We start from the raw sequence: 15,482 nt of genomic DNA on the forward strand, positions 1-15,482 counted from the left end.
AGATACATCAACTTGCAATCAGCCGTTCTTGAGCCTGTTGATCATCGTTATTCTCTTGGCGATCGCCTTCTTGTTGCAGAGATGCTCCGCTTTGATGCAGCCTGTCCGCAGGACTTAACCAATCGCGCAATACTGGGGTTTGATCTATCTCTTTGCCAATATGCTTAAAGCCTCTGTTTTCCTTCAAAGCAGGAATGTAAGCATCAGTAAAGGCTCTCAGTCCTAACAGATTGCCTTTGGGGGTATCTGGATACTGAGCCATCACCCGTTCTCGTGCTTCCCGTTCATCCTGGTTATTGGCAACACTGGCCAGCATCATTTCGCCAGGGTAAAAGCGGGTACGCCAGAATCTACCACCTGTTTCTACTAGCCAGCAGGAATAAAGGTCGCTGGTACGGGGCAAAAATGCTTCAGTCGCATTTTGACTGATAATATTGACGGGATAGCCCAGATACTGTTGGAAAGAAGCAATACCGCTACTGGTAATACGTCCGGTAATCCGGTAGGTCATGTTCTGCATAATTTGAGCGCCTGTCGAACACTCGCAAATGGTATCCGGGTCTTGGGACAACAGCAGAACAGCAATGCCTTCTTTTCTTCCCGTGGCACAGGTTTCGCCTATAATCTGGGCAAAGCCATCTTTACGTAATAATACGGAAAGCTCATCGCCAATAAACAAACTCTTAGGATGGGATAAGGCATTACGGATACAGGCACTATGGGCGTTAATTGCCATCAAGTAAGCATCTTGTTCGTTACTCAATCCACTGAGGGCAAAGAATTTAATCGCCGGTAATGGGGAAAAAGTGCTGGGACGAGCGATCGCTTTCCCCAACCTAGATGCTAGTAAAGCGCTAACCTGATTTTGGATTTGGTTAAGTGCCTGTCGGTCAATCTCTTCAAAGGATCTCAGATTGAGACGTTCTCTAGTGCAGAACTTGACGAAATCTGGTAGCGTGGGTATCTGCTGCCATTCTGGTGAAAGCCACCCCATCTCAAAGGCTTGGTTGTAGCGAGTAATAATTTCTGGGTCTTTTAAAAATACGTCCAAAGCTTTGACCAGCAAAGCATCAACCCGTTGAGCTAAATGGGGGTTTGTGACTTTACCCATTGCGATCGCTGTTAATGCTTTGCGAATAAAGTCCTTCCAAGATTCCATACGCCGTTCCCGTTCTGACTTGTCGAACCGTCGCAAATCTGGCGGTTCCACTAGGTTACTGCTGCCACTGGAAATATCGTAATATGCTCCTTGTTCGCCCAAAAGCTCAATCGCCGTCTTGAAAGTGCTGTTACCAATAGCAGAGATATCCATACCAACAACGGGAATATTGTTCGCTAATGCCTCTAAAGCAAAACGCCATCCCAAAACGCTCTTTCCTGAGCCGGAAGTACCTGTAATTAGAGCGCGTCCAATCTGCTGGTGAAATAAATCCACATAAATAGGCTTGCCACCACGGCTGGTAAGGAATTCCACACCTTGTTTATCGATGTCCTTGGGGACAGTTAGGGGCATAATTCCAGCTACAGTATGGGTATCTAAAGTTATTCTGCGTTCGCTGAGATTACCTCCGTGCAGCAACCATTTGCAGGTAATCGGCAGGGTTTGCAGCCAAATTTCCCAAGCAATATTACGCTCTCGAATGACTTTGGCAGTCTCAAAACTGTTAGCCAATAAGTTGCAAGCGTGGGTTAACTCTTGGGCACTGTGACGATAAACTAGAAATACAGGCGCACAGTGCAACGCTTTCGTGCCTTCATAAAGTCGTCGTTGGGCTTCAAAGGATTCCTCCTGTTTGATTTCCGCTCCAACGTCCCGTCCCTGTCCTTTGGTTATGGCTAAAGTGCGGGCTGTTTTGGATTGTTTTGCCTGACGCGCTAGGTTGTCTTGGATTAAGAAGTCATTGCTGCGGCTGATTTCAATCCAAGCTTCTGTATCGTGGACGTAGCTGGAAGCAAGGATTTTCCAGACCCACTTTAGCTGCTCTTGGGCATTAGACCAACCGACGGGGGGATCTGTTACAACCATGACTCCACAAACCTTGCTTTTACCTGTGAGGTAAACTCGGTCATTATCTCCCCGATGTTCGGGACAAGCGGAACGTCCTTGTTGTCCTTCAATCAGTAATGTACAGATGTGTTTGTCGGTGGTTAGGGTTTCTGTTAACTCCAGTCCCGTCTCAGTCTCCTTCAGTGTAATGACTTGGGGAATAGGAGGTGCTGCACCCTCATTAAATCGATTCCAAAGCCACTGCCACAAATCTGTAGCATTGCAAGGTGTTACTTCTAAGCCAATTTTGGTATTGAGCAGCAATTCCCACTGGATAAATCCTTGCTGAAACCCTTGCAGTAAGAGCTTTTTGAAAAACTCCTCTTGGTAAATGCGTTTGTTCCCTGTAATCAATTCAACTGCCCAAGAGCCAAATTTCCTGCATTTTTCAATCAGTCCACCCACAAAATCCTTTTGCTGTGAACCAGCTTCATCATCGCTCGTCCAAGTACAGAAGGCAATTTGATTCCAGATTTGGCGAGAACCTGCTTCCTTGAGTTGTTCCACCCGCAATTGCTCGTTGCGAAGCAGCACAGAAACTGGTTTCAAGTGGCAATCGTCTGCTAAGGCAGTAAGTGGGGTTTGGCGTTTGTGAGGTACTCCCTTGGTAGAGCCTGTCCGTAGGGAATATGACTCAGTATCATCACTATAACAGCCTGTACAAAAGGTAATTTTTTCACCGGGAGGTAGTTCTTTCAAACCCTCTTCGATAGAGTGGGCAAATTCGCTATTCTGACGAATGTTTTCTGACTTCTGAATTCTTATTTAATGGATACAAAATTCAAGTTGGGTTTACCTTATAGCTGATGTTGTTCCTGTGCCATTACCGACAAATATGAAAGTGATGACATCAATGGCAATTACGATGGAAAACGCTAAACCAACTTGAGTAACAATCGGTCGCCAGTCGTTACCTTGCTGTGCTTGGTTATAGGCAAATAGAGAAGCAGCAGCAACCAGCAGCAAGAATGCACCTCGGATGAGGTTAAATGTCAAACCAACAACATTGGCATCCAAAGTGCTAGTGGAACCGCCTCCTGCTTGGGAACTTTGTTGGGCTAAATTGTTGAAGAAGCTTTCCAACCCGCTTAAGAAAATAGCTTGGGCTGGAGTTGTAAAGGTATCGAGTAAAGCGGTAATAGTGATAATGGCGGCAACAATATGCCAGAAGCGAATTTTTCTACCTAAATACTTTTCTAGAATTGGTACTGTCCGAATTACGTACCCAATACTCAAGAAAACAATGGTGGCACATCCCAAAATAGTGACGAATATGGGTTTGGTAGCTAACAAATAAATTCCAATCGCAAGACATAGTAAAATGAAAAGTAAGTCTGTGCGGTTGATTTTCAGGTTTCTCAAGTTGTTTGAAAATTTACGAGATAGCAGCAGTTTTAACTGAGAAATGTGAGATTTTGTGTTGTTCATTTTTTTCTTCTCGGTAGAATTAAACTTGCATTTCTGGTTTGCTGGCTTTTCTTTGAGTTTGTTTCTGGCTTTGGCTTGCAGTATCTTTATCAGTCTGGGCTTGGGTAGAGCGAGTTGATTGCTGATTGTCCAGTAGCGCTTCTATCTCACGCAGGGGGATACTGCACTGCAAAATCTCCGGGGGCTGCCCTGGTACTAAAACGGCATCAAGCACTTGTTCATCGTTACGATTAGGGTTAAATCCTTGAAGTAGCCGTGTACCATTGGGCAGTTTCACGACTTCAAATTCGTACTTGACTTTGCCCTTTTCAGTCCAGGTGAATGTCGGTTCATCGTTGCTGTTAAATCGGTTAGGTAGTTGTTCTTGAAATTTTTGAATTAATGCTTGGGTGCTGGCTTTGAGAGCGTATTCTTCTTTTGACTGTGGCAGTTTGCAAATACCAGCCTTTTCATCAGGGCTGAGATTGTCTTGTGCGATCGCCCACTGTCCCTGAGTGCGAGTACCAGCAAAGAGTGTTTCACCTTGGGTATTTTCTAAAGCGATCGCTACGCCCGCCGCAGGCATCGCTACCTGCTTGTCCTGTGCTTCTACCCATAAAGTTTTGTTACTGGAAATGGCAATACCTGCTTGGGGTGATTGGTCAAATAACTCACCAGCAACTTTGGCAAACCCCAATAAAGCATCAGCACAAGCAGCTTGTTGTTGCTGTGCTTGGCGTTTCGTTAGATGTTCTAAAATGTCAACGTCTGCTGGTGGCTGGTTAGCAGAGTTAGGTTGGACAATATCTGCATCAGTTTCTGACTCGACAACAGTAGAATTATTCTGTGGTGCTGCCATCTGTTTTTCCAATCGGCTAATTACCATTTCTAAACGGTCAAGTCGCTTGGAAAGAACTTTCAGGTAGGCTTCAATTTGGTCAAGCTGTTCGCTAACACTGGTATCCTTATCTAATTCAAATGGTTGAGATTGGTATTTGGGGTCTAGTTGGGAACCAAGATTGTCTACTTTCGAGCCGATTTTGGTAGCAGCTACAGCCAGTGGATTATCTGTGACTGATTCTTCAGATACAGTTTGAAAATCTTGAGACTTTTGAGACTCTGGTGAGTCCGGCTTTGCTTCTTGCAAGCGACTGGCTATGTTATCTACGCGGTCATTCTGCTGTTGCAGTTCTTTGAGAATTCGTTCAAGCCGCTTTTCATCAGCCTCGGCTGCTAGCTGTTCCAAAACACCTTGTCCAACCGCAATTCCCAGAGATGCCAGTTGACCTGTTAAGCCTGCTAAATTCACCCCATTTACTTCTCGTCCATTGGTGGCAGCTGTGGCACTTAAACGCGAAGCTTCGTCTAGAGGCTCTCTGGATTTGGAGTTTTTGGCAGCAGTTTTATTGGTATTAGCTCTGTCCTGAGTTTTAGGTTGTGTTTTAGGCTGAGACTTACTTTGGGTTTTAGTTGAAGTTTTGGCTTGAGTTTTAGTTTGGGCTGCGCTAACACGACTAACAGATGGCTCGTCTTCTTCACCTAAGTCATCTAGGTCGTCTAGTTTAGTGTTGAAATCATCATTTAATAGGTCGTCTAGTTCGTCGTTTGTATCATCTATTTCTTCATTTTCTTCATCTAAATCAAGCAGGTCATCTTCTAATTCATCATCGAGATCGTCTAGTTCTGTTTCAGCAAAACCGCAAATTTCAGCAATGTTAGAAGGGGTGAAGTAGTTTTCATCTTTGCTGGTAATTCCTTCGAGGTTTTTAATCAGGTATTTGCCATTGGTTCTGTGGTTCGGATCATTGGTGAGGTAGAAGCGATAGCCTCTAATCTCGTCATCATCTCCACCTCCAACACAGAGTTCTACTGTGATGGGGGCTTTACCCGATTCCTGGCTGTAGTTTTCTACATAGGCTTTAAAGTCTTCGTGGGACTGGATAGAATCATCTTGAATTGAGGATGCGATCGCTTTATCCAATGTGTTTTCAATATGGCGGAGTTTACGGCGATCTGTCAGGTTTTCCCATGAGCGATTTTGAGAATTTTGTCTTTGCTTAGGTTTGGTCAGTGTTTTGGTAGCCATAGGTACTAAAAGCTGATTGCCTTAAGAGTTAACCTAACAAGACTTTATCTAAAAACAGCTAGACCAAATGGCGATTTATTGATTGTCCAGTTGGCTATTAACGTAAGTCGCTAGTTAAACAAAAGGTGACTACGCTTCATTAGATAGCCAACGAAATGCGTAGGTGTAGCTGTAAGGGGGCGATCGCACTGCTTGACAATAATTGCGTAATTTTACTCCTTGACAAGTGAGAGATGCTTTGAATTAAGATTAATTTACGCCACAAATTTTAAATTTTAATTATTGAGTTCTTTATTGTATTAACTAAAAATTAATGGAAATATCAACGGATGTTTTTAAAGAAATAGGTAGTAAAAAATCTACTCTAGATTTCAGTCTTCTTGATGAGGATCAACAAGAAGTCTTAAACAAGATCACAAATTTCGTAAAAAATTCAGAAATCCAAATTTTTATTCTACAAGGAACGTCAAATAGTGGTAAATCATTTCTTATTCCTTATATTGAAAAAATTGCTTATCAACTAGGTATTGAAGAGGTATTATCTTTTGCTGAATCAACAAGAGTTGCTAGAAACTTAATGTCCACTTATAATCTTGAAAATGTAAATAGTATTTACTCTTATATTTATGGTGGTACTCCTACAGAAGTAATTGATGACAGAAGTGATGAAAGCGATCAAACTGATGAAGGAGATATAATTGATATTGTACCATTGAGAAAATGTAATAATTCAGATAATTCCATCTTTATTGTCGATGAATCACAGCTTATATCTGATAGTTTTTATGAAAGTTTTGATCTCCGGTTTGGTTCGGGTCATCTTTTAAAAGATTATCTTGAATTTACTGCCCTTAAAGATTCTAAAAGAAAAATAATATTCATCGGCGATCCATTTCAATTAAGTTTTGGAAATGAACAAGAATCACCTCTTATTCGTAAATATCTGGAAGAAAAGTATCAATTAGTAGTTGACGTTGCTCAATTATCAGACAAAACAAACTATTCGCCAATTAATGCTGAAGCACTGAAATGTGTTTCAGGTATTAGCAATAAGATGTTTAATGATTTACAAATTAATCAAACATCAGATGCCGTTATTCATTTAACAAAAGATAAAATAGAAACTTACATATCAGAATTGAATAAAAGTGACATTCACATCCTATGTTTTTCTAATGAAAACGCACATAATATCAATTTATGGATTAGAAGAAAACTATTAAAGTTAGACAAAAACCTTGCTGTTGGTGACATTGTATTATTCTACAATAATATTAGTGTAGGTAATCATGATCCATTTGCTCCTATAAAATCAATTTATAATGGTGATTTTGGAGAAATAAACGCAATTTTTGAAGCAAGCAAACAAGAAATAAAAATAAAAAATATATCAGTTACTTTAAGCTTTCGAGAAGTCAATATTAAATTAAATGTAACCCAAAAAAATATTAGCGTATTACTACTAGAGAATTATTTAAATAATCCCCAAGCAGAATTGGGTAAAGAAGAGAAAATTGCCTTAAAAATTATTATTAACAATCAATTAAAGGAGGAAGTTAACGCCTGTATTTTTGAACATTCAGATGAGTATAATCATCTCCGAGACTCTGAAGAGTATAGAGCATTAGAACTTGATATATCTAAGTTTAAAATCAGATTAGACAATGGAGAACAAGTTAAGACAAGGCTTGGAGAAAAAGAGAAAGAATTAAACCGTTTATTAAAGAACGCAAAAAAACAATACAGAAATAAAATTAAGCTGCGACTTCAAAATGATCCTGCTAGTAACTACTTCAAGTTTAAAAATACTGCATTTATTCGATATGGTTATGCAATGACTGTACACAAAGCCATGTCTTATAAATGGCAAAAAGTTGTATTTAATACAAACCAAGGGGAAAATAGAGGAAGAACTAATCAAGACTATTTTAAGTGGTTATATACAGGTATTACTAGAGCTACTTCTCAGATTGTTTTATGCGGATATGAACCAATAACTCCTTTATCTTATCCTAATCTTAAAATACAAAATTCCAGTGATAATAATAATTATAAAGATTGGGTGAAAAGTTCTTTTATATCAAAACAAGATGCTGATTTAAGTAAGTTATTATTTGAATCTTTAAGCGAGGATTTAAAACAATATTTTGATGCTCAATTTAAAAATACCGTTTTAATAAGTTTAAGTTTATTTATTTCTACAAAATTCCAATCTAGTAACTTAAGAATACAAGCAATTAAACATAACCAATATCAAGAAATTTACGAAGTTACTGAAACTACAAATAAAAATAAAACAGCAACAATTATATTTTCTTATAAAAGTAATGGCGTGTTTGGTTCTCCGATTGTACAAAAAGCAGAAACTCCACAGTTTAAGGATGAAGTATTATTTGTATTGACAAGAAAGATAGCTATTTCTAATATCACTTTAGAAAAAAAAGATGGTTGGAGAGAGAAACTATACAATAATTTAATCGAGAGATTAAGAAATAAAGAAATTTATTTAGAATATATTTCTGAATATATTTCAGAAAATAATTCTCATGATTTGATAAAGTTATTCGGAACAAATGGAGATGGTAAATTATGTATCAAACTTGATTACAAACAAAAAGGTTTTATTAGCACAATTACTGCCATTTATTGCGATGATCCTAATTTATGGAAGATATTTCAAGAAGTTATTCACGAGTACAATTAACCACAATGTCATCTTCAAAAAAAGACCTTACAAACCTAGCTAAACAAAAACTCGATTCAGGTGATTTTCAAGAAGCCCTTGATATTTACTATCAACTTTATATTGATTTTCCCAATGAATTCCATTCATTGGATACTGTTTTTTTGCTTAAATGCTTAAGAAATAATGCGATTCTTCCTGAAAATGTTGATATTGAAAATATAGTAATTGCTCATATCCATGAAGCACCAGTTGAGAATATTTATGTCTGGTATCTTTTCGATCAGCACGTTAAGAACTTTAATAAAGATTATATTTGGAAACATGAAAAAGGGATTAAAAAAATTACTGAAATATCAGAACAAAAAGACTATATAACCAACCAAGATAGGGTTCCTTGTCCTTATACAATAGGTATTTTTAAGTTAATTAAGGCTTATAAAAAACCGAATATCAATGTCAATAAACTTCAAGAATGGATTACTAAGTTAGAACCAAAAAAACTTTCAACGAATGAAACAGAGTTTACTGATACTGATGGTCAAATAAAAAGGCAAGCATCTGATTATGAAGAATATTTCTCAATTTTAACTTCTCTATTGCAAAAGCAAGAAAAGCATCAAGAATGTATAGATAATTGTGATATAGCTTTATCATCTATTAGTAAGTTTCATTATGATAATGACATTTGGTTTAAGCGAAGAAAAGCACTTTCTTTAATAGCTTTAGGTGATATTGAAGCAGGTAAAAGTATTTTATTACAGATTATTCAAGGTCACAAAGGGCAAAAGTGGTTTATTTATCAAGAAATTGCTGAAATTGAATTTGATGATAAAAACCATGAACAGGCGTTGATCAACTGTTGTAAAGCTGCTTTATTTCAAGGAGATGAAGATAAAAAAATTAAACTTTATCTTATAATGGCTAGATGCTATTATAAAATTCAAGAAATTGAAAAATCAAAATTGTTAGCAGAATTAATTGGGCTAATAGTTCAAAAATATGATTTGAGACTAACTGATGAAGTCAGCAAAATTCTTAATTATTACAAAATTCCTTATCCAAAGATTGAAATATAAAATTATTTAAGAGAAAAACAAACACAAATTATTAATATATGTAAGCAAGATCAGTTAAGAGATAAAAAGGTTTTTCAAGGTAAAATTCATAGAATACATAGCAATCAAAAATCAGGACATTTAAATAGTTATAATAATGAGCGTTATTTTTTCGGAATGCGAGATATACAATGTAACAAATATCATCTTGCAGAAGGAACTGCCGTAGAATTCTTTCTAAAACAATCTCAAAATCAACAAGGAACACTTGAAGATCATGCTGTTATCACTAAAATTATTTGAACTTTCCCAACGAATCTACCGCAACTGATGCAATAGTTTCCCAAGCAGTTCGCATAAGACTTGTCGGTTGAAAATAACCTATTCACCAAAAAACTCAGGTATACTGTGGTGTTATCGGATTAGACAGGGCGCGGATTGCAGGAGCAATATCAGGGATGCTTACTGGCGAGATAATGTTAAAGACTGACCGCATTTGGACGACTTGTAGTGCGTTGGCGACATACAATTTACACCAGGATATAAACCTTACCCGTAAGGTGTTTTTTGTGTCGAATGCAGAGATTTGGATGTGTTGGAGGAGTTGCTAGGATGATTGACCATGACAGGCTTTTCAAAGAATTAATATCTACATTCTTTGTTGAGTTTCTCGATTTATTCCTGCCTCAAGTAGCCAGCCAAATAGACCGCGATTCCATTCAGTTTTTACCCCAAGATGTGTTTACTGATGTCACATCTGGAGAAAAGAAAGAAATTGATTTGCTGGCGCAGGTGCGTTATCAGCAACAAGACACTTGTTTTTTAATTCACGTTGAAAATCAATCTTATACTGAGACAGCATTTGCGAAGCGGATGTTTAAGTATTTTGCGCGTCTCCATGAAAAATATGATTTACCAATTTATCCAGTTGTGATTTTCTCCTTCGACGAACCAAAACGTACCCAAGCGCAAAATTATCGTGTCACGTTTCCCGATTTAAAGGTGCTGGAATTTCAGTTTGCAGCAATTCAATTAAATCGCCTAAGTTGGCGGGATTTTCTAACGCAACACAATCCAGTGGCGGCGGCGTTGATGGCGAAGATGAATATTGCGGTGTCAGAACGTCCGCAGGTGAAGGCGGAATGTTTGCGGTTGCTGACAACTTTAAGGTTAGACCCAGCGCGGATGCAATTAATTTCTGGATTTGTAGATGTGTACTTGGAACTGAATGCAGCAGAAGAAGAAGTCTTTCAAGCTGTGGTCGATACAATGGGATTAACTGAGCAGGAGGTATATATGGAAATTGTCACCAGTTGGGAACGGAAAGCAATACAGGTAGAACGACGGGCAACTATTACTAAGATTTTAAAGCTGCGCTTTGGGGACATTGATGCTTCTTTAGAAGGCATTATTCCCGCTTTGTTACAATTCTCCCCCGATGAATATATGGATTCACTCTTGCAAGCTGACCGTGAGGAGTTATTATCGCGGTTTCAAGGGTAATCGTAAATGGAATTTGTGACCAGTTGGCAAGAGGAAGGTGCAGAAGCCGAACGAAGAAAAGTCATTTCCGGGCTTTTGAAGTTACGATTTGGTAATTTAGATGCTGAGTTAGAGGCGATTATTCCTCAATTAATGCAGTTATCTAGGGAAGAATATCTTGGCTTACTTTTACAGGCTGACCGTGAGGAATTATTATCGCGGTTTCAAAGGTAATCGTAATTTGATAAAAGCGCCTATACTATTTTACGCATTTAAATAATCTCCTTTACCACTTTAGTTCAACTCTATATCCTGACTGCTAATATGGTGTCCATTATGTGATACATCATGTTTTCTGTGAAGTAATCGTTCTCTCTTTAAAATCATCGCTTCTAGCTCACTGGCACGTTCTTCTGAAAGTGGAAATATCTCCTCACCCGTCTGTAGATTACCTCGACAAATCGTCCGCTTACCTTCATTCCGCACAATGAAATCACCACTGGGTTGCACATAAGCAGTCCAATGGCTACCTATCTTAAACTGCTCAATTTCATTACTTGCAGATTGATTGGCTTGTCGCTGTTCTTTTGTAGTAGCGATCGCCCCTACTAAATTATCAAACATTTCTTTACGCCAGAGTTCCCGGTGAATGGCTCGGAATTGCCCAGCAGTATCTAACTTTGGTTCTGATTCCGGTAATGGAACTTCTGGCAGATTGATTGACTCAGGATTAACTTTGAGGATAATACTAGACCCATCTGGTTGCAAAGTAGCGGCAAATGTGGCACCAATCGGCAGTTTCGGGCTGTCAGGAGCAAAAGTACCTAAATTCTTGCCATCAATCTGTAATATCGGTGTACCGTTGTAACGATAAAACTCTGGATGAGATTCGGGTAACTCAAAAACTCCCACTTCCAAAGTAAGACTGCGCTTTTTCCATTGCTTATTAGCAAAGTTTTCATTGGCAAAGTGGTTGTATTTGATACCCAACACTTTAATTTCATCAAACTGAAAATCCTGAAGTTGTTGACATACTTCCTCTGTAAACAGGTTATATGCCAAAGCACCAACACCTGAATCCTGACGTGATGTTGCCCAACTATGATCTGCGGGAGGAATAATTCTCAAATCCAAGGTGATATTAAGTTCATCTAAATCGTTAATGTTTTCACCAAATTTAGCTGCTAATTTATCAACTACTTTGGGGGATAAGTCTTTTAAAGCAAATTCAATCAGAGGTAATTGAGGATGAATAGTGGCATCAAATTTAATTCCCTTTTGTTCTAAAGATTCTTTCCATTTAATAGCACCTGCACCGAAAGGAACACTCAAAACATAAATATCCTGTGGTAATGCAACGCTTGGCAGTTCATAATCGTGCTGAAACGAAAACGTAATTTCCATCTGTTCTGCCAGCTTTAAACAGTCTTTGCGATGCCGATCTAATTCTGGACGGGTGTGTTGTGTATGCCACAGTGCGGCTGCGCCTTCTGTGCGAGACGCTACGCATTGACTGAGCCTGTCCGCACGACTTACAAATCGTTCCTCTGAAGTGGGGAATAATTCATCAATTTCCGCCCGATAGCTTTCGTAGAGCTTCCCTAGTTCCTCATTAAAGGCTTCCCTGTCATCTCCCACCCGTTCCTTAATCTCGTCTCTAGCTTGCTGAAACCTTGTTTTCAGTTCTTCTGCCCATTCCAAGGCATCTACAGATAGCGTCTCTTTGGGAAACAGGTAGCGAAATTCATGCCTATCTCTGCTGCGAATGCGTGTTGGTTCCCACAAAGGATTGACTACAACTCTTGCAATGACGTTGATTGAGCCAGGAGCATCCGCAGGCATGGCAAAGGAGCGATAAAGCCGTTCATCTTTTTTAAAGTCAAAGAAGTAACTGGGGTGAGACTCTGACCATTTTTTGGCATCGGCGAGCAAATTTTCCCCACCTATTTCTTTGATATCTTCCAATCTTTCTGCACTTTTGGGCGAATCTACCTCAACCTGAAGTGCCTGAAATAGGCGGTTTAGCAACTTCCTTTGTCGTCTGCCAAATCGCTCCACATTCTCACTGTCTTGGGGCATTGATGACTGTACACGTCCAATGTTTGTTGCTACCAGCCCTACTTTATTTTGACTGCTGGCAGCAGCAATGTCTGCTAAATTTTTGTATTTTAAGTTGCCTTCTTCATCTGTGATTTCCGTATACGCCAGCTTAGGGCGTTGTTTAACTGGCTCAAATCGTCCCGGTTCACCTGCGCGGAGAGTTTCTTGAGCAATATTAGGCAGTTTACTGGCAGGGCTGACCATTAATTGGTCGCCGTCAAAATCGGCTTGGTGGTATTCCTCGGCATCTTTGGGGTGAATCCAAACTACATTGCGAGTTTTCTTCAATTCTGGGTCGTGGATGTTTTGGTAGAGGCGGATGTTGTCTGAATTGACGATGGGGTAACGGGTGAGAATGACATCTCCTTCCGGTAGATGGGGTACACAGATTGTGCCACGAGTTAGGCGATCGCACGGCATTGCCATACCCGAATTATGGTTGTATCCACCCTTGATTGCTAAGTCACGCCATTGATTGGCTATGTAATCGGTAGCAAACTTGCGGAATTTGGGGGTTTCAATCAATTGACCATATTTATCGCTGCGTAATAGGGAAATCCAGCGAGATTCCTGTGCTTGATTGTTAGCATTACCCTCAATTTCGTTAAAAGCTTCTTCTGACTGCTCTTGCTGCGATCGCTGTTGTTTGTCATATTGTTGGATGATATATTTTGCCAACACCAAGGGATTGCGCTGCAACTCGGCAAGTCCTCTAGCTTTTTCTTCGGTGGGTTTGCTCAAATCTTGTTTGATTGCTTCTTCTGAGTACCAAATGGTAAACTGCCAACTATTATCGTAGCTGGTGGCTTTGGCGTTACCTCGATTACCGATTACCGCTTGGGGAAACTCATAGTCACCGCAGGGTATTAAGTTTTTGAGTTCTGACTTTTTAATGCCTTTAATTGAGGAACGATCCATAATGATGTCGTAGCCTTCTTTACGAGACGCTACGGGAACGGCATCAGTCAAAGTCGCATCAGGTAGGAAAGTACCTTTGGATAAGAAGCTGGTTTTTGGGCACTGAGAATTATCTGGTTCAGCCCAATTACTCCTCCACGCAAACCGAAATTGGAATGGACAGTTGCCTTCTCCTCCCAATTGTTTGGCAAGTTGGGGCGAAATCTTGCCGTGACAGTCTCCTGTTTTATAATGAGCATACTGTGGGTCTTCAAAGTCCACAATTTTAACTCGCAGCCCTGTAAAAGTTTCTGAGCCTTTGTAGCAATTGCTAACTAGCAAAGAACCATAGCGACAGGCAGTATCCGGTTCTGTAGCGAATAAGCGTCTAATTTTTTTATGCAGTGAACCATCAGCAAAGTAATAACTATTGCCAGAACTGAAAGCTAGCTTGCGTCGGATTCCATCCTGAAAGGTTCTTTGTCTTAAATGGTTGGCATCTGGGTTTTTACTGTCAATTTTAACCAGTAGTAGAGATTGTAAATCTTCTGCTTCAAACATCTGTTCGAGCAGAGAATTTTTAATGATTTCTGGTTCAGATAAATATCTCCCCTTACCATTGTTATACGACCCATCAAAGATAGGTATACTCAGACCAGAACCTTCTAAGACTCTAGTGGTTAAATCCATTACCAATAATCTATTAGATAGCTTATCTAGCAAGCATGAGACTCCAATATTCACCTTGGCACGAAATTACACTCGATAAAATCATCCAAGTGGATAATTTACTGATTTCATGGCAGACGGTATTTTATACGGTATTAGCTCTGCTAGCAGACTTCCAAGAAAGTTAAATAGCTGAATAGGGCTTTTAATCGTATTATCATTGTTTTACTGTGTTACTTAAGATACACAATTTTGAAGCTACCACTAGATTTTATGAATAAAAGAGTTCAACGATTAGAAGATGGTTTATTAGTAATGCTTTATGACGATGACCCAGATTCACCAGGAGATGAGTTGATCACTCCTTCTGATGATATATCGCAAGATGAGCATTACCCCGAATATGCTCATCTCAAATCTGGCGAAAGCATAATAATTAAGAAAAATCCTATCAAACCTACATCAGGTTATTATTGTCCAAGTAGATATGAAGATTTAGATGAATTTCTCAATAGCGATCCTGGGGCAATTGATCGACTAGGTGATCAAAGTTCAACTACTCGTGGTTGGCGTCCACCTGAACCAGATGAATCTTGGTAAAACGTCCCTTAAGAGTCACCCACTAATAAGTCAATACAGTTCAGTTAAACATTTCTTGTTTCTCTTTCTTCTCTTCCTTTGCGTCCTTGGCGGTTCCTTAAAAAAATTGACTTTGACAAAGAGTTAAGCCTTAACTGAACCGTATTGACTAATAAGTTACTTTTTAGAATAGCTGAAAGCCTTGATTATCGGGTTTTTTGATAAAATAGGTAAGTTATTTCAGCGCGAGTCCTTAATCTCGATCTACCCAATTTTCTATGTGAATAACATTTTTGAACAAGCTGTTTCCCCAGTTAAAAAAAGAAGAATTATGAATTATGAATCGATGAGTGGGGGATTTTGACCCACACTTCGACAAAGCTCAGTGACCGCCACTCGATTGTTGCACCACGAAATTCAAAATTTGGTGTGGTGTTTCACCATTTATTCAGATGCTCTCTACGAGACGCTACA

General features: G+C 39.2%; 10 protein-coding genes. 6 read left to right on the plus strand and 4 right to left on the minus strand.

The window, feature by feature from the left end; genetic code table 11:
- Positions 1-7 precede the first annotated feature (7 nt).
- The 3 genes from HWQ38_RS06520 to HWQ38_RS06530 all read right to left on the minus strand — a co-directional run bounded on the left by HWQ38_RS06520 (position 8) and on the right by HWQ38_RS06530 (position 5,540).
- Positions 8-2,746, minus strand: coding sequence for a hypothetical protein (locus HWQ38_RS06520; protein ID WP_292791304.1), 2,739 nt, complete (start codon positions 2,744-2,746; stop codon positions 8-10).
- 93 nt (positions 2,747-2,839) lie between these two features.
- Positions 2,840-3,475: a hypothetical protein gene (locus HWQ38_RS06525; RefSeq protein ID WP_292791307.1), complete on the minus strand. Its 636-nt coding sequence runs from the start codon at positions 3,473-3,475 to the stop codon at positions 2,840-2,842.
- 19 nt (positions 3,476-3,494) lie between these two features.
- Positions 3,495-5,540: a hypothetical protein gene (locus HWQ38_RS06530; RefSeq protein WP_292791309.1), complete on the minus strand. Its 2,046-nt coding sequence runs from the start codon at positions 5,538-5,540 to the stop codon at positions 3,495-3,497.
- Positions 5,541-5,853: 313 nt separating this feature from the next.
- On the opposite strand from HWQ38_RS06530, the gene HWQ38_RS06535 reads away from it, so the two are divergent.
- The 4 genes from HWQ38_RS06535 (at position 5,854) to HWQ38_RS06550 (ending at position 10,997) form a co-directional block, all read left to right on the plus strand.
- Positions 5,854-8,244 carry an ATP-binding domain-containing protein gene (locus HWQ38_RS06535; protein ID WP_292791312.1) on the plus strand — a complete coding sequence of 797 codons (2,391 nt, stop codon included), beginning with the start codon at positions 5,854-5,856 and terminating at the stop codon, positions 8,242-8,244.
- Positions 8,205-9,302, plus strand: coding sequence for a hypothetical protein (locus HWQ38_RS06540; protein WP_292791315.1), 1,098 nt, complete (start codon positions 8,205-8,207; stop codon positions 9,300-9,302). Before HWQ38_RS06535 ends, HWQ38_RS06540 begins: the two co-directional genes overlap by 40 nt.
- Positions 9,303-9,893: 591 nt before the next feature.
- Positions 9,894-10,784: an Rpn family recombination-promoting nuclease/putative transposase gene (locus tag HWQ38_RS06545; protein ID WP_292791318.1), complete on the plus strand. Its 891-nt coding sequence runs from the start codon at positions 9,894-9,896 to the stop codon at positions 10,782-10,784.
- 6 nt (positions 10,785-10,790) lie between these two features.
- Positions 10,791-10,997 carry a hypothetical protein gene (locus HWQ38_RS06550; RefSeq protein WP_193920947.1) on the plus strand — a complete coding sequence of 69 codons (207 nt, stop codon included), beginning with the start codon at positions 10,791-10,793 and terminating at the stop codon, positions 10,995-10,997.
- A 60-nt stretch (positions 10,998-11,057) separates the two neighbouring features.
- Here HWQ38_RS06550 and HWQ38_RS06555 read toward each other — a convergent pair whose 3' ends face one another.
- A complete protein-coding gene (locus tag HWQ38_RS06555; RefSeq protein WP_292791323.1) occupies positions 11,058-14,450 on the minus strand; it encodes a hypothetical protein in 3,393 nt (1,130 codons plus the stop codon).
- A 35-nt stretch (positions 14,451-14,485) separates the two neighbouring features.
- On the opposite strand from HWQ38_RS06555, the gene HWQ38_RS06560 reads away from it, so the two are divergent.
- Positions 14,486-14,617: a hypothetical protein gene (locus HWQ38_RS06560; RefSeq protein WP_258169890.1), complete on the plus strand. Its 132-nt coding sequence runs from the start codon at positions 14,486-14,488 to the stop codon at positions 14,615-14,617.
- An 85-nt stretch (positions 14,618-14,702) separates the two neighbouring features.
- Positions 14,703-15,029 carry a hypothetical protein gene (locus HWQ38_RS06565; protein WP_292791329.1) on the plus strand — a complete coding sequence of 109 codons (327 nt, stop codon included), beginning with the start codon at positions 14,703-14,705 and terminating at the stop codon, positions 15,027-15,029.
- Positions 15,030-15,482 lie beyond the last annotated feature (453 nt).

This window comes from Nostoc sp. NMS7 (assembly GCF_017115085.1).
Lineage (GTDB): Bacteria > Cyanobacteriota > Cyanobacteriia > Cyanobacteriales > Nostocaceae > Nostoc.